The sequence below is a fragment of the Agrobacterium sp. 6Ca8 genome (assembly GCF_055382765.1).
Window position 1 is genome coordinate 1,464,735 of the sequence record NZ_AP026434.1, and the last position, 20,911, is coordinate 1,485,645.

General features: G+C 60.4%; 17 protein-coding genes. 16 read left to right on the plus strand and 1 reads right to left on the minus strand.

Going from position 1 to position 20,911, the window contains the following annotated elements; genetic code table 11:
• The first annotated feature begins 147 nt into the window (after nt 1–147).
• The 5 genes from ACZ5A6_RS20895 to ACZ5A6_RS20915 all read left to right on the plus strand — a co-directional run bounded on the left by ACZ5A6_RS20895 (nt 148) and on the right by ACZ5A6_RS20915 (nt 7,139).
• The gene (locus tag ACZ5A6_RS20895) at nt 148–1,968 is read left to right on the plus strand and encodes an ABC transporter ATP-binding protein (RefSeq protein ID WP_464111378.1); all 1,821 of its coding nucleotides are present in this window, start codon (nt 148–150) and stop codon (nt 1,966–1,968) included.
• A 41-nt stretch (nt 1,969–2,009) separates the two neighbouring features.
• Entirely contained in the window at nt 2,010–3,545 is a 1,536-nt protein-coding gene (locus tag ACZ5A6_RS20900; RefSeq protein ID WP_004431003.1) for an ABC transporter substrate-binding protein, read from the plus strand.
• Between the two features lie 76 nt (nt 3,546–3,621).
• Nucleotides 3,622–4,545 carry an ABC transporter permease gene (locus tag ACZ5A6_RS20905; protein WP_003499197.1) on the plus strand — a complete coding sequence of 308 codons (924 nt, stop codon included), beginning with the start codon at nt 3,622–3,624 and terminating at the stop codon, nt 4,543–4,545.
• Between the two features lie 6 nt (nt 4,546–4,551).
• Entirely contained in the window at nt 4,552–5,400 is an 849-nt protein-coding gene (locus ACZ5A6_RS20910) for an ABC transporter permease (RefSeq protein WP_004430999.1), read from the plus strand.
• Nucleotides 5,401–5,405: 5 nt separating this feature from the next.
• Nucleotides 5,406–7,139 (plus strand): M14 family metallopeptidase, encoded by a 1,734-nt coding sequence (locus ACZ5A6_RS20915; RefSeq protein WP_306623240.1) that lies wholly within the window; start codon nt 5,406–5,408, stop codon nt 7,137–7,139.
• 193 nt (nt 7,140–7,332) lie between these two features.
• On the opposite strand, the gene ACZ5A6_RS20920 is transcribed toward ACZ5A6_RS20915, so the two are convergent.
• Nucleotides 7,333–7,704: a hypothetical protein gene (locus ACZ5A6_RS20920; protein ID WP_013762356.1), complete on the minus strand. Its 372-nt coding sequence runs from the start codon at nt 7,702–7,704 to the stop codon at nt 7,333–7,335.
• Between the two features lie 379 nt (nt 7,705–8,083).
• Here ACZ5A6_RS20920 and ACZ5A6_RS20925 point away from each other — a divergent pair, with 379 nt between their 5' ends.
• The 11 genes from ACZ5A6_RS20925 to ACZ5A6_RS20975 all read left to right on the plus strand — a co-directional run bounded on the left by ACZ5A6_RS20925 (nt 8,084) and on the right by ACZ5A6_RS20975 (nt 20,811).
• Nucleotides 8,084–9,256, plus strand: a complete 1,173-nt coding sequence (locus ACZ5A6_RS20925) for an ABC transporter substrate-binding protein (RefSeq protein ID WP_019566988.1) — start codon at nt 8,084–8,086, stop codon at nt 9,254–9,256.
• A gap of 82 nt (nt 9,257–9,338) precedes the next feature.
• A complete protein-coding gene (locus ACZ5A6_RS20930) occupies nt 9,339–10,202 on the plus strand; it encodes a branched-chain amino acid ABC transporter permease (protein WP_013762353.1) in 864 nt (287 codons plus the stop codon).
• Nucleotide 10,203: 1 nt separating this feature from the next.
• Entirely contained in the window at nt 10,204–11,211 is a 1,008-nt protein-coding gene (locus tag ACZ5A6_RS20935) for a branched-chain amino acid ABC transporter permease (RefSeq protein WP_025595027.1), read from the plus strand.
• Entirely contained in the window at nt 11,208–11,972 is a 765-nt protein-coding gene (locus ACZ5A6_RS20940; protein ID WP_013762351.1) for an ABC transporter ATP-binding protein, read from the plus strand. The genes ACZ5A6_RS20935 and ACZ5A6_RS20940 overlap by 4 nt, the downstream gene beginning before the upstream one ends.
• Nucleotides 11,953–12,669 carry an ABC transporter ATP-binding protein gene (locus ACZ5A6_RS20945; protein WP_004430985.1) on the plus strand — a complete coding sequence of 239 codons (717 nt, stop codon included), beginning with the start codon at nt 11,953–11,955 and terminating at the stop codon, nt 12,667–12,669. The genes ACZ5A6_RS20940 and ACZ5A6_RS20945 overlap by 20 nt, the downstream gene beginning before the upstream one ends.
• A 320-nt stretch (nt 12,670–12,989) precedes the next feature.
• The gene (locus ACZ5A6_RS20950) at nt 12,990–13,805 is read left to right on the plus strand and encodes a MurR/RpiR family transcriptional regulator (RefSeq protein WP_004430982.1); all 816 of its coding nucleotides are present in this window, start codon (nt 12,990–12,992) and stop codon (nt 13,803–13,805) included.
• A gap of 170 nt (nt 13,806–13,975) precedes the next feature.
• Nucleotides 13,976–15,892, plus strand: coding sequence for a bifunctional 5-dehydro-2-deoxygluconokinase/5-dehydro-2-deoxyphosphogluconate aldolase (locus tag ACZ5A6_RS20955; RefSeq protein WP_464111379.1), 1,917 nt, complete (start codon nt 13,976–13,978; stop codon nt 15,890–15,892).
• Nucleotides 15,889–17,715 carry a 3D-(3,5/4)-trihydroxycyclohexane-1,2-dione acylhydrolase (decyclizing) gene (iolD, locus tag ACZ5A6_RS20960; RefSeq protein WP_035200203.1) on the plus strand — a complete coding sequence of 609 codons (1,827 nt, stop codon included), beginning with the start codon at nt 15,889–15,891 and terminating at the stop codon, nt 17,713–17,715. The genes ACZ5A6_RS20955 and iolD overlap by 4 nt, the downstream gene beginning before the upstream one ends.
• Nucleotide 17,716: 1 nt before the next feature.
• On the plus strand, nt 17,717–18,625 hold the full coding sequence (iolE, locus tag ACZ5A6_RS20965) for a myo-inosose-2 dehydratase (protein ID WP_004430977.1): 909 nt from the start codon (nt 17,717–17,719) through the stop codon (nt 18,623–18,625).
• A gap of 100 nt (nt 18,626–18,725) precedes the next feature.
• A complete protein-coding gene (gene iolB / locus ACZ5A6_RS20970) occupies nt 18,726–19,538 on the plus strand; it encodes a 5-deoxy-glucuronate isomerase (protein WP_013762346.1) in 813 nt (270 codons plus the stop codon).
• A gap of 145 nt (nt 19,539–19,683) precedes the next feature.
• Nucleotides 19,684–20,811 (plus strand): Gfo/Idh/MocA family protein, encoded by a 1,128-nt coding sequence (locus ACZ5A6_RS20975; protein WP_038495038.1) that lies wholly within the window; start codon nt 19,684–19,686, stop codon nt 20,809–20,811.
• Nucleotides 20,812–20,911: the final 100 nt, after the last annotated feature.

Consider the following 20,911-nt stretch of genomic DNA (forward strand, 5'->3'; position numbering starts at 1 on the left):
CGCCTGAAACGCCATGCGCTTTCTTTTTGACACTCCCATCCTCCGGCATAGCGTTTCATCCCGCGCGCCTGCCCCACGCCCTTGCCCCCTCACTATTTCAGATGGCCGCGCCGGCATTGCCGCGCATGCCAAGCCGGAGACGCTGATATGACTGCCGCAAACCGCAACGCCCTCCTCTCGGTTGAAAACCTGAGCGTTGAGTTCGGCGACAGCCGCGTCGTGGACGATATTTCCTTTGCCGTGGAAGCCGGCAGGACGGTGGCGATCGTCGGCGAATCCGGATCGGGCAAATCGGTCACGTCGCTCTCGACCATGCGTCTTGCGGATATGATGGGCGCGACTTACCCCGCCGGTCGCATCAGGTTCGAAGGCAAGGATCTGCTGAAGGCATCGCAGAAGGAAATGCGGTCGATCCGCGGCAAGGAGATCGCCATGATCTTCCAGGAGCCGATGACGTCGCTGAACCCGGTCTTCACCATCGGTGACCAGATCTGCGAAGTGCTTGTCCTGCACGAGAAAATGGGCAAGGCGGCGGCCATGGCCGAGGCAAAAAAGTTGCTCGACATGGTGCGATTGCCGGATGCGGCCGAGCTTCTGCACCGTTATCCGCATCAGCTTTCCGGCGGCATGCGCCAGCGCGTGATGATTGCCATGGCGCTTGCCTGTCGGCCGAAGCTGCTGATCGCCGACGAACCGACGACGGCACTTGATGTCACCATTCAGGCGCAGATCCTCAACATCATGCGCGAACTGCAAAAGAAACTCGGCATGGGCATGGTCTTCATCACCCATGACATGGGCGTGGTGGCGGAAATGGCCGATGACGTCGTCGTCATGTGGAAGGGCAGGAAGGTTGAGGAAGGCCCGGTCAAGGACATCTTCGCCAATCCGCAGCATCCCTATACGCGGGCGCTGCTTTCCGCCGTTCCGCGCCTCGGCAGCATGACCGGCGAAGAGTTTCCCAAGCGCCTTCCGCTCACCGTCCTGCAGGATGGCCAGCCGGTCGTGGTGGGCGAGGAACGGGTGCAGAACACCGCAAAATACGATGAGAAGCCGCTGCTTTCGGTTCGCGACCTGTTCGTTCGCTTCGATATTCGCAAGAACCTGTTCGGCAAGGCGACGCACCGTTGCAGCGCCGTGCAGAAGGTCAGCTTCGACATCCACGCCGGGGAGACACTGGCGCTGGTCGGTGAATCCGGTTCGGGCAAATCCACCATCGGCCGCACAATCCAGCAGCTGCAATCGGCGGTATCAGGCGAAATATCCTTCAACGGCCGCAGCTATTCTGAGATGTCGGCGGCGGAACGTTTCCGCATGCGGCAGGAAGTGCAATATATCTTCCAGGACCCCTTCGCCTCGCTCGATCCGCGCAAGACGGTAGGCTTCTCGATCGCCGAACCAATCAACACCCACAGCCTGATCAACGATGCCAAGGCGGTGCGCCGCCGGGTGGATGAGCTGCTGGAACGGGTGGGTCTGAGTTCGGAACATGCATCGCGGTATCCGCACGAGTTTTCGGGCGGCCAGCGGCAGCGTGTCTGCATTGCCCGCGCGCTCGCCTCCGATCCTAAGCTCATTATCGCCGACGAAGCGCTGTCGGCGCTCGATGTCTCCATCCAGGCGCAGATCATCAATCTGTTCATGGATTTGCAAGCGGAACGTGGTCTTGCTTACCTGTTCATCAGCCATGACATGGCGGTGGTGGAAAAGATGAGCCACCGCGTCGCGGTGCTTTATCTCGGCCAGATCATGGAAATGGGCAGCCGCCAGCAGGTCTTCGAAACGCCCACGCATGATTATACGCGCCGGCTGCTTTCCGCAGTGCCGGTTGCCGATCCCCTGATCGAGCGCCGCATCGCCATGATCGAGGGCGAAATTCCCAATCCCGTGCGCCGCGTCGGCGATGAGCCCGCCATTCTCGCCCATGAGGAAATCAATCCAGGCCACTTCATCGCGAAGAGTGCCTGAACAATAACCAAAACCGTAACCATCTGAAGAGGAACAGGTAGATGACAAAAATCAAAAAGGGGATGACGGCAACGTTCGTCGCGCTTGCGCTGGCCGGCACGGCCTTCACCGCAGCGCCGGCTTTCGCCGCTGGCAAGATGACCATTTCCAGCCCGCAGGACCCCGGCAGCTGGGATCCGATCGACACCTTCCTGGTGCAATGGGCAGCTGTCGCCACCAACATCTTCGATGGCCTGACCTATCGCGGTCCGGACCTGAAACTTGTGCCCGGCCTTGCCGAATCCTGGGAAGAGCTGGATGAAGGCAAGCGCATCCGCTTCAAGCTGCGCCAGAACGTCAAGTTCCATAATGGCGAGCCCTTCAACGCCGCCGCCGTCAAGTTCACCTTCGAGCGCCTTCTCGGCGAACAGGGTGCCAAGGGCCCGCAGCGCTCCAACTATGTCGCCATCGAAAGCGTCGACGTCATCGACGACTACACCGTCGACATGAAGCTCAAGGCGCCCGATCCGGTGCTTCTGACCAAGCTTGCCGGTTATGGCGGCATGATCGTTCCGCCGAAATACATTCAGGAAAAGGGTGAGGACAACTTTAACCTCAACCCGGTCGGCACCGGCGCGTTCAAATTCGTCTCCTATGCGCCGAAGACCAACATCAAGCTGGAAGCCAACCCGGATTACTGGGGCGGCGCACCAAAGCTCTCCGAACTGGAATTCCGCTTCATCGCCGAGCCGGCGACCGCAGTTGCCGAATTGCAGGCCGGCCGCGTCGATCTCGTCATTCCGCCCACCATCCCGATCGGCATGATCCCGGTCATCGAAGGCGATTCCAAGCTGGAGATCGTCAGCGTTCCAGGCCCGACGGTGGATGCGCTGCGTTTCAACACTCGTGACGGCATCACCGCTGATCCCAAGGTGCGCAAGGCCATCATCATGGCCGTTGATCGCGGCACGATCGTCAAGTCGATCCTTGCCGGTCAGGCCTCGGAAATCGCCAGCTTCCAGAGCGCGCTGTCCTTCGGCTACGACGCCGATCTGAAGCCGCTGCCTTATGATCCGGAAGGCGCAAAGAAGCTGCTCGCGGAAGCCGGCGTCAAGCCGGGTGCGGCGCTGCAGATCGATATCAGAGGCAATGATGCGACGATGAACGAAGTCGCGCAGGTCATCTCCAGCTATCTGTCCATGGTCGGCATCACCGCCACCATCAAGCCCTATGAGACCAACGTGCTCCTGAACGACATCATCCCGCAGGGCAAGACCGGCGCGATGTTCCAGCAGAAGTGGGGCGGCTGGACCTTCGATTACGACAACACGGCCTATTCCATGTACCACTCGGGTGAAAAGTGGAATCCTTACGACAAGGACGAGAAGCTGGACAAGCTGCTGGAATCGCAGCGCCCGCTGACTGACCGAGCCGAGCGCGAAAAGATCCTCAAGCAAGTCGGCGCCTATGCCGCCGAGCGCGCGCTGGAAATTCCGCTTTACAACACCAATGCCATTTACGGCATCAACAAGCGGGTCAAGGGTTTCGTGGCACCGCCGGATAACCGCCTGAAGCTGACCGACGTCACCGTCGAATAATCAGGCTTATCCTCCCTAAAAGCGCCTTGCCCGCCATCCCGCGGGCAAGGTCGGGTCCCTCTTCAAGGTAAAAAACGTGGCCGGTTTCCTCATCAAGCGATTGCTGCAGGCGATTTTCGTCGTCATCGCCATCACCCTTCTCGTTTCCTTCGCCATCCGCCTGACGGGCGATCCGGCTGTCACCATGTTCCAGGGCGGCGGCAGCATGACGGAAGACGATCTGGCGCGCATTCGTGCGGCGCTTGGAACCGACCGGCCGTTCTTCGTGCAATATTTCAGCTTCCTGAAAGGCCTGGTTACGCTCGATTTCGGCCGCAGCTTCACCGGCAGCACGCCGGTATCGCGGCTCATCGCCGATGCCCTGCCCGCCACGCTGCTTCTCGCCTTCATCTCCATGGCGGTGTCGATTGCGCTTTCCATTCCGCTCGGCATCAAGGCCGCGACCTCGCGCGGCAAGACGGCCGATCAGGTGATCCGTATCTTCTCGCTCGTCGGCCTGTCATTCCCCAATTTCTGGCTGGCCACCATGCTGGTGCTGCTTTTCTCCATCACGCTCGGCTGGCTGCCGCCAAGCGGCATGGGCGGCTTTGCAAGCTACATCATGCCATCGGTCACCATGGGCGTTATCCTGACGGCGACCAATGTGCGCCTGGTGCGCACGGCGATGCTCGATACGCTGCGCTCGCAATATGTCATGGTGGCGCGCGCCAAGGGCCTCAGCGAAAACAAGGTGCTTTACAAGCATGCGCTGCGTAACTGCGCCATTCCGCTGATTACCTATTTCGGCCTGCAATTCGGCGGACTTCTCGGCGGCATCGTCGTCATCGAGCGCGTCTTCAACTGGCCGGGTCTCGGCACGCTCGCCTTCGATGCGGTGGGCGCGCGCGACTATCCCGTGCTTCAGGCCGTCATCACCGTGCTGTCGCTGATGATCGTCGGCATCAACCTTCTGGTCGATATCGCCTACGGGCTGGTCGATCCGCGCATCCGCACGGAGTAATTGACGATGGCTGCCAAAACCTCGCGCCTGTCGCGCTTCAACAATCTCGAATTCATCCTCGGCGCCCTGCTTACCGTCGTCATCTGCCTTGCCGTTCTTCTTTCCGACGTGCTGTTTCCGGGCGGTGCCGAAAAGATCGACCTGATGGCGCGCCTTGCCAAGCCCTTCACTAGCGCCGCCCATCCGCTCGGCACCGATCCGCTCGGCCGTGACGTACTGGCCCGTGTCGTGGCCGGCGGCAAGATTTCGCTGCTCGTCGGTTTCACCTCGGTCATCGGGGCCGTGGTCTTCGGCGTGATCGTCGGCCTGGTCGCCGGTTATTATCGCGGCTTCTGGGACATGCTGGTCATGCGCTTTGCCGATATACAGCTCGCCATGCCCTTCATTCTCTTGGCCATCACCTTCATCGCAATTGTTGGCGGTAGCCTCACCAACACCATCATCCTCCTGATCGTCTCGCAATGGGTACAATATGCCCGTCTGGTGCGCGGCTCGGTGCTGACGCTGCGCGAACGGGAATTCATCCTGTCCGCCCGCGCCATTGGCGTGAAGGACTGGCGCATCATCCTCCAGCACCTTCTGCCGAACCTGATCGGCCCGGTCATCGTGCTGATGACGCTCAACGTCGCCAACAACATCCTTCTGGAAAGCAGCCTCACCTTCCTCGGCCTCGGTGTCGATCCGACCATTCCGAGCTGGGGCGGCATGCTGGCGGATGGCCGCACCTATCTGCAAACGGCATGGTGGGTCAGCGTCTTCCCCGGTCTTGCCATCCTTCTGACCGTGCTTGGCCTCAACCTTCTCGGTGACTGGCTGCGCGACAGCCTCGACCCCACCGGCAGAACCTCAAGGTGATCGTGATGAGCCAGATTTTCGACCAGACCTTCAAGCGTACTCTGGATGTGCTTCTCGCCAATGCCGCGCCCGGCCAGTCCTTTGAGGCATGGACGTTCGATGACGCCAAAAGCCGCCGCGAAGCCGAAGAAAGGCTGAAGAAAAAAGGCGTCAGTGCCCGCATCCGCAGCGCCTACAAGCCGCTTCTCTTCACCTTTCTGGAAGAGATCAATCTTGGTGGCGTCGATGCCATCGAGGTGCATTACCCGGTGCACGCCAATGCACCCGCCAATCGTTTCCGGCTGGAGGCCTATCCGCTGGCGGCACTAGCCGGCGACGCCAAGATCGATTTTATCGCCCGCGACGACGACGCACTTCATTATGACGTTACGCTGAGCCGCAACGGCAAGAAGGAAACCCTGAAGGTTCTCGCTCCCAACCGGGTTCATACCGATATCGTCGGCGAAACCAATGTCTCGCCAACCGGCTGGTTCCGTCCGGCCGGTGACGCTACGGGCGAGCGGCTGGAGACGGATTACGAGCAGCTTTTCGAAGCGGCAATCAATGCCGTCGCCAACCACGGCTGGGGCGATGAGGAACCCTATTTCGAGGAATTGAACATCCGCGTCACGCACCCGTCCGAAGACATGGCGCTGCCGGTCGGGGACGAGGTGGTCAGCCTGCGTGAAGCGCTGCACGAGGATTTCTATTTCTCCCTCCTGGAATTCTTCCAGAAGAAGTCCGGCCGGCCGCTGGGCGACCGCGGCCTGAAACCCGGCCAGATCGTTCCGGAAGTCGTCAAAAGCAACGGCGACGTTTCGGTCCGTATCGAGACCCGTGCACTCACCACCACTTTCTTGGATGGCGGCGAACAGCGGATCGACGAGGCCCGCGAACCGGTGGCGGCGGGTCAGATCGCGCGTATGCTTGCCGAGATCGGCGGCGAGGCGTTCGAGGCCCGCTCGCGGTCGGGCCGCGTTCTTGCCGCCCGTTATGTCGCGGGCAGCGATGCTGCCGTGATGATCAGCGGCGGCCAGCATCCCAATGAAACCACCGGCATCGTTGGCGCCGTCCGCGCCGCCCGCAAACTTGCGGAAAGACAGGGCGCGCATTTCACCATTTCGCCGCTGGAAAACCCCGATGGTTATGCCCTGCACCAGCGGCTGCGCGCCGACAATCCACGCCATATGCACCATGCGGCGCGGTACACGGCGCTCGGCGACGATCTCGAATATCGCACGCGGGAAAATTCGGGCGTCCATCTCAACGAGAAGGCAATCCGTTTCAGCGCGCACGAGATGAGCGGCGCGAGCCTGCATGTGAACCTGCACGGTTATCCCTCGCACGAATGGACCCGTCCGCTTTCCGGTTATGTGCCGCGCAATTTCGCCATGTGGACGCTGCCGAAGGGTTTCTTCCTCATCATCCGCCACCATGCGGATTGGGAAAAGCAGGCGGAAGCCCTGCTCGACCGGGTTACCCGCCATCTCGGCGCCATTCCGGGCCTGCTGGATTACAACAACCGCCAGATCGCGCTTTATGAGATTCACGCCGGTGAAACCGGTTTCCGCATCATCAACGGTTTCCCGTGCCTGTCGTCCATCGACGACCGCCACACAGTGCCGATGACGCTGATTACCGAATATCCTGATGAGACGATCTACGGCGATGACTTCATCACCGGCCACACCGCGCAGATGGAAACGGTTCTTTCAGCTTACGACGCCTGGCAGGATATTTTCGTCGCGGACGTTGCCTGATTTCGAAGCGCCCCCGATTGGGGGCATCAGAATGATGACGAAGTCCCGAAGCCCTCGTCCGTCATGCTTGGGCTTGTCCGGAGCAGCTGCAACGTCTTGGTCTAGTTGGACGTGATTGGATCCTTGGGGCAATCCAGCGATGACGCCGGGTGTGAGGGAGCTTTGTCATCACCCTCAGTTGCCCTTGTACGGCTTACTTCTCAGCCGTGGCGGCAAGCTTCTTTTCCTGCTGCTTCTGCAAAAGCCGCTTGCCCTTGCTCAAAATATGCAGATTGGCGGCATCAAGTTTGTTATATCCGGCCTGGATAATATCGAGATCGGCGACGTGACCGATTGCTGCCAGTTCATGCATCACGTCGCCAACGGCGACATCGACGCTCGGCTTCGGCAGGTGCACAACATCTTCCACCGCGGCGCGCATGCCATCCGCCGCGCCGCCCATGACGTGATACAGCGCCAGCGCCTTGCGGAGAAAAGCTTCGCGGCGCTCGATCTTGTTGTTGAGTATACTGTCGCCAACGCGATTCCGCATAAGATCAACGGCTTTATTCTGATATTCGCCCATCAAGACACCAAATGAAATTCAAAATATGCTTCGGGAGACTACGGACAATCCCCTTAGAACTGGTTAAGGCACCGGGATTACGTGCATATTATCGTCATTTTCCGGCCGCGTGGCGCAGGGCATTTTTCATAACGGCGGCATTTGGAAGCAGCATGCTGAAACGGGACCATTCGTGATGGCTGCAGCGGCTGCGGCAATTGAGAATCGCCAGACTATCCCTATTGTATGATCCAATATCGGGCAGAACCGGATAAGGCGGCGATCCATAACCATCAGGTTATTTATTGCCCCCTTTTTTTCATTTTACTTTGGCCATCGCACTTACCAGTTTGACTGGCTGGATCGGTGGAGGGAGCCACGGATCAATTGGGAGGAAATCATGAAATTACGGATCACCGCCGCAATCGCGGCCATCTGCTTCAGTTCCGTTGCCTATGCCGAGACGATCAAGGTCGGCGTGGTCGGCCCGTTCTCCGGCCCCTTCGCGCTGCAGGGCAAGAACTTCAAGGCTGGCATAGACGCCTGGTTTTCGCTTCACGGCAACAAGGTGGGCAATGACACTGTCGAAGTCGTCTACCGCGATGTGCCGCAGGCCGATCCGGCGCAATCCAAGGCGTTGGCGCAGGAGCTGGTTGTAAAGGAAGGCGTGCAATATCTCGCCGGCTTCTATTTTACGCCCGACGCCATGGCGGTTACGCCGCTTCTGAAACAGGGCAATGTGCCCATGGTCATCATGAATGCGGCCACATCGGCCATCGTTACCAAAAGCCCCTATGTGGTGCGCACCTCGTTCACGACATGGCAGACATCTACGCCCATCGCCAAGGTGGCTTTCGATGGCGGCGTCAAGAAGGTCATTTCGCTGGTCAGCGATTACGGCCCGGGCGTTGACGCGGAGAACGCCTTCAAGGCAGCCTTCACCGCCGCTGGCGGCGAAGTTGTGGAAAGCATTCGCATGCCGCTTTCCACCAATGATTTCAGCCCCATCATGCAGCGCGTGAAGGATTCCGGCGCACAAGGCGTCTTCGCCTTCCTGCCCTCCGGCCCGACGACGCTCGGCTTCGTGAAGGCCTTCAACGACAACGGCCTGAAATCATCAGGCATCAAGCTTTTCGCGCCGGGCGATCTTACACAGGAATCGGATCTGCCGGCCCTTGGCGAAGCAGCACTCGGCATGCAGACTACCTTCCACTATGCCGTCTCCCACGATTCACCCGAAAACAAGACCTTCGTGGAGGCCGCAACCAAGGCCATTGGCAATCAGAAGGAACTGTCCTTCCCCGCAGTCGGCGCGTTTGACGGCATGTATGTCATCACCAAGATGATCGAGGCGACCGGCGGCAAACAGGATGCGGAAAAGGCTGTCGAGGCGGTGAAGGGTCTTTCCTGGACAAGCCCGCGCGGCCCTGTCAGCATCGATCCGCAGAGCCGCCACATCACGCAGAACATCTATCTGCGCGAAGTCTCCAAGGGCGATGACGGCAATTATTACAACAAGGAAGTCCAGACTTTCGAAAAACAGGGCGATCCGGGCCTTGCCGCCGCCAAGTAAGCATTGAGACGGAAATGACCGGCGCCGCCTTTTGTGGGCGGCTCCGGCAAGCGCGCAATCGCATCGGGAGGAGCTTTCGAACATGCAGACGGTCTTCAGCATCCTTGTCGATGCGCTTGCCTATGGCATGGTGCTTTTCATCATCTCCATCGGCCTATCCGTGACAATGGGGCTGATGCGTGTGGTCAATCTCGCCCACGGCGCCTTCGCCATGATCGGCGGGTATCTCGCCTCCTATGCCGCCCATGGCCTCGGCCTTGGTTACGCGGCGGCAATCCTCGTTGCGATTGTCGGCACCATCGTGATCGCCATACCGCTTGAACGGTTTCTCTACCGGCGCATCTACGGCGCACCGGAACTGACGCAGGTGCTGATGACCATCGGCATCACCTTCTGCATCATCGGCATCGCCAATTTCGTGTTCGGGCCAACACTCAAAACCATTCCGCTGCCGCAGGAACTGGCCGGTCCCACCGATCTCGGGTTTCGCACCATCGCCACCCACCGCATCTTCGCCATCGTCGCTGGCCTCGTGGTGGCGGCGGCACTTTGGTTCACGTTCGAAAAGACCGCCTTCGGCATCAAGTTGCGGGCAGCGGTGGACAATGCGGCCATGGCAGCAGCCCTCGGCGTGCGCACCGAAATCATCTATGCCGTAAGCTTCGCCATCGCCGTCGGCCTTGCCGCCATGGGCGGCGTCATCGGCGCAGAATTGCTGCCGGTCGAACCCTATTATGCGCTGCGCTACATGGTCACCTTCCTGGTGGTCGTATCCGTCGGCGGCGCAGGCTCGATCCCCGGCGCGCTGATTGCCTGTCTGCTGCTCGGCGCCATCGATACGACCGGGCGGTATCTTGCCCCCGAATACGGCGAATTCTTCTTCTATCTGGCGGTCATCGTGATCATCACGCTGTTTCCGCGCGGCCTTCTTGGAAGGGCGAAATGAGATGGCGGTGCTCATGAACGACCTCACTGAAACGGCAAAACCGCCGAAGGCCCGCTCGCCCCTGCGCGCGATTGGCGGTCCGCTGCTCATCATCATCGCCGCCATCGCCGGTTACTTCCTGTTCCCGGATAATCTGGCGCTGTTGACGCGTATCATCGCGATAGCGCTTCTCGTGCTCTCCATCGATCTCGTTACCGGCTATTGCGGCGTGGCGACACTTGGCCATGCGGCCCTGTTCGGTGCCGGCGCCTATGCCGCCGGCATTGCCGCTGCCCACTACGGTATCACCGACCCGCTTCTCATGACCCTCATCGGCGCAGCAGTGGGCGGCATCGCGGGATTGCTGTCCGGCACCATTCTGTTGCGCGCGCACGGCCTGCCGCAACTGGTGCTGTCCATCGCCGTCGTCCATCTTTTCCATGAGGCGGCCAACAAGGCGTCGGACTGGACGGGCGGCAGCGACGGGCTTGCCGGCGTCTCGCCCGATGCGCTGTTCGGCACCTTCGAATTCGATCTTTACGGCCGCACCGCCTATATCTACGGCGTCTGCCTGCTGCTTCTGGTTTTTCTGGCACTTCGCGTCGTCGTCAATTCGCCCTTCGGCATGCTGTGTCGCGGCGTCAAGCAGGACAGCATCCGCATTCAGGCCATGGGCGGTTCGGTCAATGGCACGATTTTGAAGATGTTCGTGATATCAGGCATCGTCGCCGGAATCGGCGGCGCGCTGAACGCCATCTCCACGCAGGTGGTCGGCCTCGACAGCCTCAGCTTCACGCTGTCTGCCGAAGCGCTGGTCATGCTGGTTCTCGGTGGCGCGGGCTCGCTTTATGGCGCGCTGATCGGCACCGTCACCTTCATGTGGTTCGAAGACGTCGTTTCCGCCGCCAATCCGTTCCACTGGCTCACAATCGTAGGCCTGCTTCTGATCGCCGTCGTGCTGTTTGCGCCGCGCGGCCTTTATGGCGCGGGCGAACAGATCATCGCGCGCCTGCGGGGAGATCGCAAATGAGCGCCATTTTCGAAGTTTCCGGACTGCAGAAAAATTTCGGCGGTCTCGTCGTTACCAACAATGTCTCGCTGTCGCTTTCGCCCGGCGATCGCACCGTGCTGATCGGGCCCAACGGCGCCGGCAAGACCACCTTCGTCAACCTCGTTACCGGAAACATCAAGCCATCCGCCGGAACCGTGCGGATTGCCGGAGAAGACGTGACGGGGCTCAGCGCCAGTCAGCGCGTGAAGCGCGGACTTGTCCGCTCGTTTCAGGTGACGCGGCTGTTCCAGGACATGACGCCGGAGGAACATGTCGCACTCGCCATCCTGCAAAGGGAAGGCAGGACGGGCCGGATTTTCGGCCGTTACCGCGCCATGCCAACGGTGATGAGCGAGGCACGCGACATTCTCGGAACGCTTGGCCTTCTTGCCATCGCCGAAACCCGCGTCCGTGAAATTGCCTATGGCCAGCAGCGGCTCATCGAGATCGCGCTTGCCATGGCGCTCAGGCCCAAAATCCTGCTGCTTGATGAACCTGCCGCCGGCGTTCCCTCGACGGAAACGGCGCGTATCGAACAGGCGCTCGATCGCCTGCCCGCCGACCTCGCCATATTGATGATCGAACACGACATGGATCTGGTCTTCCGTTTCGCCAGACGTGTGGTCGTGCTCGCCGCAGGCGCCGTCATATTCGACGGTTCGCCTGGCGAGGTCACCAGCAACGCAGAAGTCCGCCAAGCCTATCTCGGAAGTTACGCCAATGCCCGCAGCGCCGCTTGAAATCGCCAACCTGACCGCCGGTTACGGCCCCACCCGTGTCATCGAGGGTCTGTCGCTCTCCGTTCCCGCCGGTTCGCGTTTCGCGGTGCTCGGACGTAACGGCGTTGGCAAGACAAGCCTGTTTGCCACGCTTGCCGGGCAGACGAAACGATTTGCCGGTGATATCCATCTCGGCGGGCAGGACATCACCGCCCTGCCAAGTGCTGCCCGCGCCCTCGCCGGTCTCGGTTACGTGCCGCAAACCCGCGATGTCTTTCCGACACTCACAGTCGAAGAAAACCTCTTCGTCGGCCTCAAGGGCCGGCCGAAATCGGCCATCGAGGAAGCCTACACGCTGTTTCCGCGCCTGAAGGAACGACGCCGCAATCTCGGCTCGCAACTCTCCGGTGGCGAGCAGCAGATGCTTTCCACCGCCCGCACCATCCTCGGCCAGCCGCAGGTGCTGCTTCTCGATGAACCGCTCGAAGGTCTCGCCCCTGTTATCTGCGAGGAACTGATGGCGGCCTTCTCGAAACTCGCGCAATCGGGCGAAATGACCATTCTTCTCATCGAACAGCGCATCCAGATGGCCATCGACTTCGCCGACCACGCCATCATCATGGAACGCGGCCGCATCGTCTGGTCAGGACCGTCCGACGATCTTGCGGCGAACCCGGATATTGTTGATACGCATCTTGGTGTGGGTGGATTGCACTGAGTCCATCTCGCTGAAAACCAGAAGAGTTTTCGGTTGGAACGGCTTTTAGAGTAAGCGACCGCAGGCGCGCCTACATCTCCCCCTCATTCCTGTGCTTGTCACAGGAATCCAGCCAGCCCAAGTCCTGGGGCTTAAAGAACTCTATCGCCGCGGGGACGCGCGTCGACTGGATCCCTGTGACAAGCACAGGGATGAGTAGAATATGCTGGCTACTCCTGTCCCTACTCTCGCCCATCAATCATATCTCAAAAAACACAATGGAATAAAAATTCCATTGCAGTTAAAGTGCACACGATTTCAATCTGCACAAAGGAACGACAATGACGGCAATCGATGCGCCAGACTCCGTGAAGGCTTTTGAGGAGCGGTTGCTTCAGGTCGCGGAAGGCCTGCCGAAACGATTACGTCAATGTGCGGATTATGTCGCGTCCAATCAGGATCGCATTGCCGTTTCCACCGTCGCCGAAATGGCAGAAGGTGCCGGCGTGCAGCCGTCTGCATTCATGCGCTTTTGCCAGATCATGGGTTTTTCCGGCTTTTCGGAGATGCAGCGCCTGTTTCGCGATTCCTATGTCGGTGGCTGGCCGGATTATGCGACCCGGCTGGACCACCTGCGCGAAAAGGGCGACGAGAGCGCGTCGGGCCTGTTGGCGGAGTTCGTGGAGGCTGGTCGTTCTTCATTGGAAATGCTGCTGAAATCGGTCGATACACGGCAGCTTGACGAGGCGGTCTCGGCGCTGGCACAGGCGCGCACCGTGCATATCATCGGTTTGCGGCGCTCCTTCCCCATTGCCAGTTACCTCGCTTACGCCTTCGAGAAAATGAAGGTACCTGCGGTTTTGCACAGCGCCGTCGGTGGCCTTGGCAATCTGAGCGCCATCTCCCGCGACGACGCACTGATTGCGATCACCTTCTCCCCCTATTCGGCGGAAACGCTGGAATTGGCCGAGATGGCCCGCGCCAACGGCATTCCCGTTGTCGCCATGTCCGATTCGGCCGTCAATCCGCTGCGCAAGTCCGGCGCGACGCTACTCACGGTAACGGAAATCGATTTTGGCGCATTCCGCTCGCTTTCCGCCACGCTCTGTCTCGCCATTACACTCGCTGTCGCTGTGGGAACACGCAAAACAGCCTGAATATTTTTATTGAAAACATAAAAAATAGAATTTATGATCCAAATTCATGAAACGGGCATTCCATAATTGTCCGTCTCGTGAATGCACCCGAAGGTGGTGAGACAGAAAGTGGGCGGAGGAGGCCCACTGGCATCAGGCTCCCTCAATGCGGGGTCCGAAGGAGGAAGCTTTTGAAAAAACTTGACCTTATCACGATCGGGCGCTCGTCGGTCGACCTTTATGGTTCGCAGGTCGGCGGCCGGCTGGAGGACATGGCCTCCTTTGCCAAATATATTGGCGGCTCCCCCACCAATATTGCGGCCGGCGCTGCGCGGCTCGGCCTTGCCAGCGCCGTCATCACCCGCGTTGGTGACGAGCATATGGGCCGCTTCATCCGTGAACAGCTGGTGCGCGAAGGCGTGGACGTACGCGGCGTGAAAACCGACCCGGAGCGGTTGACTGCGCTGGTGCTTCTCGGCATTCGCGACCAGAACCAGTTTCCGCTGATTTTCTATCGCGAGAACTGTGCCGACATGGCGCTCAGCGAAGACGACATCGATCCCGCCTTTATTGCCGAAGCAGGCTGTGTCTGCGCCACCGGCACGCATCTGTCGCATCCGAAGACGGAAGCGGCCGTGCTGAAGGCGCTGAAACTTGCCCGCGAAAACGGTGCGAAAACAGCGCTCGACATCGACTATCGACCCAATCTCTGGGGTGTTGCCGGCCATGGCGATGGCGAAAGCCGCTTCGTGGAATCGCAGAAGGTCACCGCCAAGCTGCAATCCACCCTGCATCTCTTCGATCTGATTGTAGGCACGGAAGAAGAATTCCACATTGCCGGCGGCTCGACCGATACGCTGGCTGCACTGAACGCCGTACGCAAGGTGTCGAACGCGACGCTGGTGTGCAAGCGTGGCCCGATGGGTGCTTCGGTTTTCGCCGGTGAAATTCCGGCAAGCCTGGACGATGGCGAGACGGGCGAAGGTTTCCCGATAGAGGTCTTCAATGTTCTCGGCGCGGGCGATGGTTTCATGGCCGGGCTTTTCCGCGGCTGGCTACGCGGCGAGGACTGGCCGACAACGCTGAAATACGCCAACGCCTGTGGCGCCTTTGCCGTTTCCCGCCACGGCTGCACTCCCGCCTATCCGAGTTGGGAAGAGCTGCAATATTTCTTCAAGGCCGGCATCCGCAACAAGGCGCTGCGCAAGGATGAGGCGCTGGAACAGGTGCATTGGTCAACCAATCGCAAGGGCGAATGGGACACAATGCGCGTCTTCGCCTTCGACCATCGCATGCAACTGGAAGCGATCGCCGACGAACTCGGCATTAAACATGAGCGCATCGGCGCCTTCAAGAAGCTCTGCCTCGAGGCCGCGCAAACGGTCGCCGGTGGCAAGGCGGGTTACGGTATCCTCTGCGATGGCCGCCTCGGACGCGATGCGCTTTTCGCAGCCAGCGGCTCCGGTCTGTGGATCGGCCGGCCGGTGGAATGGCCGGGTTCGCGCCCGCTGACGCTGGAACCGGAACTCGGCAAGGATTTCGGCGGGCTTTCCGAATGGCCGCTGGAAAATGTCGTCAAGGTTCTGTGCTTCTATCACCCGGATGATACCGACGAAATGCGCGCCGCGCAGGAGGAGACGGTGATGCGTCTGTTCCAGGCGACACGCCGCAACCGGTTGGAAATGCTGCTCGAGGTCATTCCCTCCAAGGTCGGCCCGACCGACGATCTGACCGCCGCGCGCATCATCGAACGCTTCTACGAGATCGGCGTTTATCCCGACTGGTGGAAACTGGAGCCGATGAAAACCAGAGCCGCCTGGAAAAATGCCTGCGACGCCGTGCATCGCAACGATCCTTACGTGCGCGGCATCGTCGTTCTTGGTCTCGACGCACCGCAAAGCGAGCTGGAGGAGAGCTTCCGCCTTGCCGCCGGTTTCGATCTGGTCAAAGGTTTCGCGGTTGGCCGCACGATTTTCGCCGACGCCGCGCGGGGTTGGCTCGGTGGCAAGATCACCGATGAGGAAGCGGTGAAGGACATGGCGCATCGCTATACCAGCCTGTGCCGCATATGGGATGAGGCGCGCGCCAAAAAGGGAGAGGCAGCGTGAAGACAATCAGATTGACGGCTGCGCAGGCTATGGTTCGTTACCTCGCCGCGCAGATGAATGAGCATGGCGAGACCTATATTGCCGGTGTCTGGGCCATCTTCGGCCATGGCAATGTCGCCGGCATCGGCGAGGCGCTTTATGGCATTCGCGAGGAACTGCCGACCTATCGCGGCCAGAACGAGCAATCCATGGCGCATGCGGCGATTGCCTATTCCAAGCAGCTGCGTCGCCGGCGGGCAATGGCGGTCACCTCCTCCATCGGCCCCGGTGCTGCCAACATGGTAACGGCGGCAGCGCTCGCCCATGTCAACCGCCTGCCGGTTCTTCTCATCCCCGGCGATGTCTTCGCCAATCGCGGTCCCGACCCCGTGCTCCAGCAGCTGGAGGATTTCGGCGACGGCACGATGACGGTGAATGACTGCTTCCGCCCGGTTAGCCGTTATTTCGACCGTATCATGCGCCCGGAACAGTTGCTGACCGCCCTTCCCCGCGCCATGCGCACCATGACGGACCCGGCCGATTGCGGCCCGGTAACGCTGGCCTTCTGCCAGGACGTGCAGGCGGAAGCTTATGATTATCCCGTCAGCTTCTTTGAAAAGCGCGTCTGGCGGCAACGCCGCCCGGAACCGGATGTGGTGGAATTCGAAGAGGCCGTCGCAGCGCTGAAGGCTGCGAAGAACCCCGTCATCGTTGCCGGCGGCGGTGTGCATTTTTCCGGCGCCACCGAAACGCTGAAGCGTTTTGCGGAAACCCATTCCATCCCGGTCGTCGAAACCCAGGCCGGCAAATCGGCACTGGCTTGGGATCACGATCTCAACTTCGGCCCGGTCGGCGTCACAGGCGCCGAAAGCGCCAATATCATAAGCGAGAAAGCCGATCTGGTGTTCGGCGTCGGCACCCGCTTTCAGGACTTTACCACCGGTTCCTGGGCGCTGTTCAAGAACCCGGACCGCAAGATCCTCGCCCTCAACGTGCAGCCCTATGACAGCGCCAAGCATGATGCGATCAGCCTGACGGCGGATGCGAAGATCGGTCTCGAAAAACTGTCGGCCGCGCTTGGCAGCCACCGCTTCACGGCACCGGATGCCAAGCTCAAGGCGGCATGGTTCGAGAAGGCCGATGCCGATACGGCGGCACCGGGTGAGGAAAACGCCAACAGCCTGCCCACCGACATGCAGGTGATCGGCGCCGTGCAGCGCCAGTCGCGCGACAATACCGTCGTCATGTGCGCGGCGGGCACCATGCCGGGTGAGCTGCACCAATTGTGGAAATCCAAGCTGCCGCTTTCCTATCACATGGAATACGGCTTCTCCTGCATGGGCTATGAGGTTGCCGGCGGCCTCGGCATCAAGATGGCGGAACCGGACCGGGACGTGATCGTCATGGTCGGCGACGGCTCCTACATGATGATGAATTCCGAGCTTGCGACATCGGTTGCCATGGGCGTCAAGATCACGCTCGTCATCACCGATAACAGGGGTTACGGCTGCATCAACCGGCTGCAAATGGAAACCGGCGGGGCGGAGTTCAACAACCTCTACGCCCACACCAACGTCAACCCCATCGCCATCGACTTCGTCGCCCATGCCGGCTCTATGGGCGCGGATGCGCGCAAGGTTTCCACCATCGCCGAGTTGGAAGCGGCGCTTGCGGCCGCTCGCGAATCCAGCCGCACGACTGTCATCGTCATCGATACCGACCCCTATCCGACCCCGCAGGCCGGTGGCCACTGGTGGGATGTGGCGGTACCCGAAGTTTCCGACCGGGCCGAAATCGGACCGGCGCGCGCGCGCTACGAAAACCATATCAAGGAAAGACAATAAGATGATCCGATACGGAACCAACCCGATTGCCTGGTCCAACGACGACGACCGCACGCTGGGCGCCAATATCAGCCTTGAACAATGCCTCGACGAAACCGCCAAGATCGGCTTCGACGGCATCGAGAAGGGCCACAAGTTCCCGACTGACCCGGAAGGCCTGAAGGGTGTGCTTGCGCCGCGTAGCCTTTCCTTCGTCTCCGGCTGGCATTCGCTGAACCTTCTGACCGACGGCATCGAATCCGAAAAGAAGGCCATGCAGCCGGCGCTCGATCTGCTGAAAGCCATGGGCTCGAAAGTCATCATCGTCTGCGAGACCTCGAACGCCGTTCACGGTGCCGACGACACGGCGCTGGTTGACCGTCCTCGCCTTGCGGCCGAGGACTGGGCGAAGTTCGGCGCGGGTGTGGAGGCGCTGGCGGCCTATGCTGCCGAACAGGGCATCACCCTCGTCTACCATCACCACATGGGAACCGTGGTCGAGAGCGAAGACGAGATCGACCTTCTGATGAAGCATACCGGGCCGAAGACCCATCTGCTGCTCGATACCGGCCATTGCCTGTTCGGCGGCGGAGATCCCGTGCGCGTCGCGCAGAAATACATGCACCGCGTCGGCCATATCCACGCCAAGAACGTGCGGCCGGTGATTGCCGATCAGGTTCGGAACGAGCGGCTTTCCTTCCTCGAAGGCGTTCGCCGCGGTGTGTTCACCGTGCCGGGTGACAGCGAGGGCGGCGTGAACTTCCCGCCGGTTCTGAAAATTGCCGCCGAGCACAATTACAGCGGCTGGCTGGTCATCGAGGCCGAACAGGACCCGGATGTGCGCAACCCCTTCGAATATCAGAGCCTCGGCCTGAAATCGCTGAAGGCTTTTGCGCGTGAGGCCGGACTGGATAAGGCTCAGGCGGCTTGAGGCCCTTTACTCCCTCATCCCTGTGACAAGCACAGGGATGAGGGAAACGCGGGAATAGCCGCCCGATAAATTGAACGACTGACCAAAAAGGAACACCACCATGACCTCACTTCTGCGCAAGCCGGTCGCGACAAGCGGCAAGGTGCACGACATCACGCCCCAAAGCGCGGATTGGGGTTATGTCGGTTTCGGCCTTTATCGTCTGAAGCCCGGTGAAACCGCAGCCGAGAAGACTGGCGATACGGAAGTCATTCTGGTGCTTGTCGAAGGCAAGGCGAAGATTTCAGCCGGGGGCAAGGAGTTCGGTGAACTCGGCGACCGCATGAACGTGTTCGAGCGCAAGCCGCCGCACTGCGTTTATGTCCCCGCCGGCTCCGAATGGTCGCTGACGGCCACGACGGATTGCACCGTCGGTGTCTGCACCGCACCGGGTGAAAAAGGTAGCCGCGAAGCGCAACAGATCGGTCCCGATGGCGTGCAACTGACCGAGCGCGGCAAAGGCGCCAATACGCGCTACATTTTCCCCATCGCCATGGAAGAACGCGATGTCGCCGATAGTCTCCTGGTGACGGAAGTGTTCACCCCGTCGGGCAACTGGTCGTCCTATCCGCCGCACCGGCATGACGAAGACAATTACCCCGATATGACCTATCTGGAAGAGACCTATTATCACCGGCTCAACCCGGCGCAGGGTTTCGGTTTCCAGCGCGTTTTCACCGAGGATGGGTCGCTGGACGAGACCATGGCTGTAGCGGACGGCGATGTCGTGCTGGTTCCCAAGGGACACCACCCCTGCGGCGCGCCTTATGGCTACGAGATGTATTATCTGAACGTGATGGCCGGGCCGATGCGCAAATGGCGCTTCAAGAACCACCCCGATCACGACTGGATTTTCAAGCGCGACAATCCCTGAGGCATGCCAGCGTCCACGGCACCCTCCTCATCCCTGTGCCTGTCACAGGAATGAGGGGCGAGGGAGGTCCGCGTCGCGATTGCCGTAGAGAAAAAAGCAATCGAACGTATTGATTTCATCGTAGTGATTTAGGGGAGAAGAGACCATGGCCGCTCTTGGCGTTGGCCTTATTGGCACGGGTTACATGGGCAAGTGCCACGCTTTGGCGTGGAACAACGTGACCAGCGTTTTCGGCGATGTGGAGCGTCCACGACTGGTCACACTGGCAGAGGTCAATCCCGAGCTTGCGGCGAAGAAAGCCGCCGAGTTCGGTTTCGCCCGCTCGACCGGCGACTGGCGCGATCTGCTTGCCGATCCTGAAATCGATGTGATCTCGGTCACCACACCCAATGCCTTTCACCCCGAAATGGCGATTGCCGCCCTTGATGCCGGCAAACACGTCTGGTGCGAAAAGCCGATGGCGCCTGCCTTCACGGATGCCGTGAAGATGCGCGATGCGGCCCGCCGTTCGGGCAAGGCGGCGGCCATGGGCTACAACTACATCCAGAACCCTGTCATCCGCCATATGCGCCGCCTTATCGACGAAGGCGCGATCGGCAATGTCTACCATGTCCGTGCGGAAATGGATGAGGACTTCATGGCGGATGCCACCCAGCCCTTCTACTGGAAGAGCGAAGCCTCCTCCGGCTATGGCGCGTTGGATGATTTCGCTGTTCATCCGCTGTCACTTCTGTTTTCCCTTTTCGGCCATGCCGAAAGCGCGATCACCGATATGGTGAAGCCTTACGAGACGCGGCCGCTAAGTGGCGGCGGCGAGCGCGCTGTGGAAACGCATGATCTTGCCAGCGTGCTTCTGAAGCTCGAAGGCGGCATTTCGGCGGTGCTGATCGCCAACCGCTCGGCCTGGGGCCGCAAGGGCCGTATCGCCATCCAGATTTACGGCTCTACCGGCTCGATCCTTTTCGACCAGGAGCGGATGAACGAATTCCAGCTCTACACCACGGACGGGCGCCCGGAGGAGCAGGGTTTCAGAACCGTTCTCGCCGCCCCTCACCACAAGCCGTATGACCGCTTCATCCCCGCCCCCGGCCACGGGCTCGGCTTCAACGATCTGAAGGTGATCGAGTGCCGGGAACTGATCGCGGCCATCGAGGGCAAGACGGCGCATATCATCGACTTCGAGGAAGGCCTGAAGATCGAGCGCAGCATTCATGCCATGGCCCGGTCCTTCGCCGAGGGACGATGGGTCGCGACGAGTGAGATTGCGGAATAGGCAGAGGCGGGGTTAGCGCGGAACTTTGCCTCTTTCGTCATGCTCGGGCCTGTCCCGAGCATCTGCAACCGATTGATTTAACGCTACGTCGTTGGATCCT

Bases quoted from the DNA above. Each gene is read 5' to 3' on its own strand.
- ACZ5A6_RS20895 (WP_464111378.1), top strand. From the start codon at position 148: ATGACTGCCGCAAACCGCAACGCCCTCCTCTCGGTTGAAAACCTGAGC.
- ACZ5A6_RS20900 (WP_004431003.1), top strand. From the start codon at position 2,010: ATGACAAAAATCAAAAAGGGGATGACGGCAACGTTCGTCGCGCTTGCG.
- ACZ5A6_RS20910 (WP_004430999.1), top strand. From the start codon at position 4,552: ATGGCTGCCAAAACCTCGCGCCTGTCGCGCTTCAACAATCTCGAATTC.
- ACZ5A6_RS20915 (WP_306623240.1), top strand. From the start codon at position 5,406: ATGAGCCAGATTTTCGACCAGACCTTCAAGCGTACTCTGGATGTGCTT.
- ACZ5A6_RS20920 (WP_013762356.1), bottom strand. From the start codon at position 7,704: ATGGGCGAATATCAGAATAAAGCCGTTGATCTTATGCGGAATCGCGTT.
- ACZ5A6_RS20925 (WP_019566988.1), top strand. From the start codon at position 8,084: ATGAAATTACGGATCACCGCCGCAATCGCGGCCATCTGCTTCAGTTCC.
- ACZ5A6_RS20930 (WP_013762353.1), top strand. From the start codon at position 9,339: ATGCAGACGGTCTTCAGCATCCTTGTCGATGCGCTTGCCTATGGCATG.
- ACZ5A6_RS20935 (WP_025595027.1), top strand. From the start codon at position 10,204: ATGGCGGTGCTCATGAACGACCTCACTGAAACGGCAAAACCGCCGAAG.
- ACZ5A6_RS20940 (WP_013762351.1), top strand. From the start codon at position 11,208: ATGAGCGCCATTTTCGAAGTTTCCGGACTGCAGAAAAATTTCGGCGGT.
- ACZ5A6_RS20945 (WP_004430985.1), top strand. From the start codon at position 11,953: ATGCCCGCAGCGCCGCTTGAAATCGCCAACCTGACCGCCGGTTACGGC.
- ACZ5A6_RS20950 (WP_004430982.1), top strand. From the start codon at position 12,990: ATGACGGCAATCGATGCGCCAGACTCCGTGAAGGCTTTTGAGGAGCGG.
- iolE (WP_004430977.1), top strand. From the start codon at position 17,717: ATGATCCGATACGGAACCAACCCGATTGCCTGGTCCAACGACGACGAC.
- iolB (WP_013762346.1), top strand. From the start codon at position 18,726: ATGACCTCACTTCTGCGCAAGCCGGTCGCGACAAGCGGCAAGGTGCAC.
- ACZ5A6_RS20975 (WP_038495038.1), top strand. From the start codon at position 19,684: ATGGCCGCTCTTGGCGTTGGCCTTATTGGCACGGGTTACATGGGCAAG.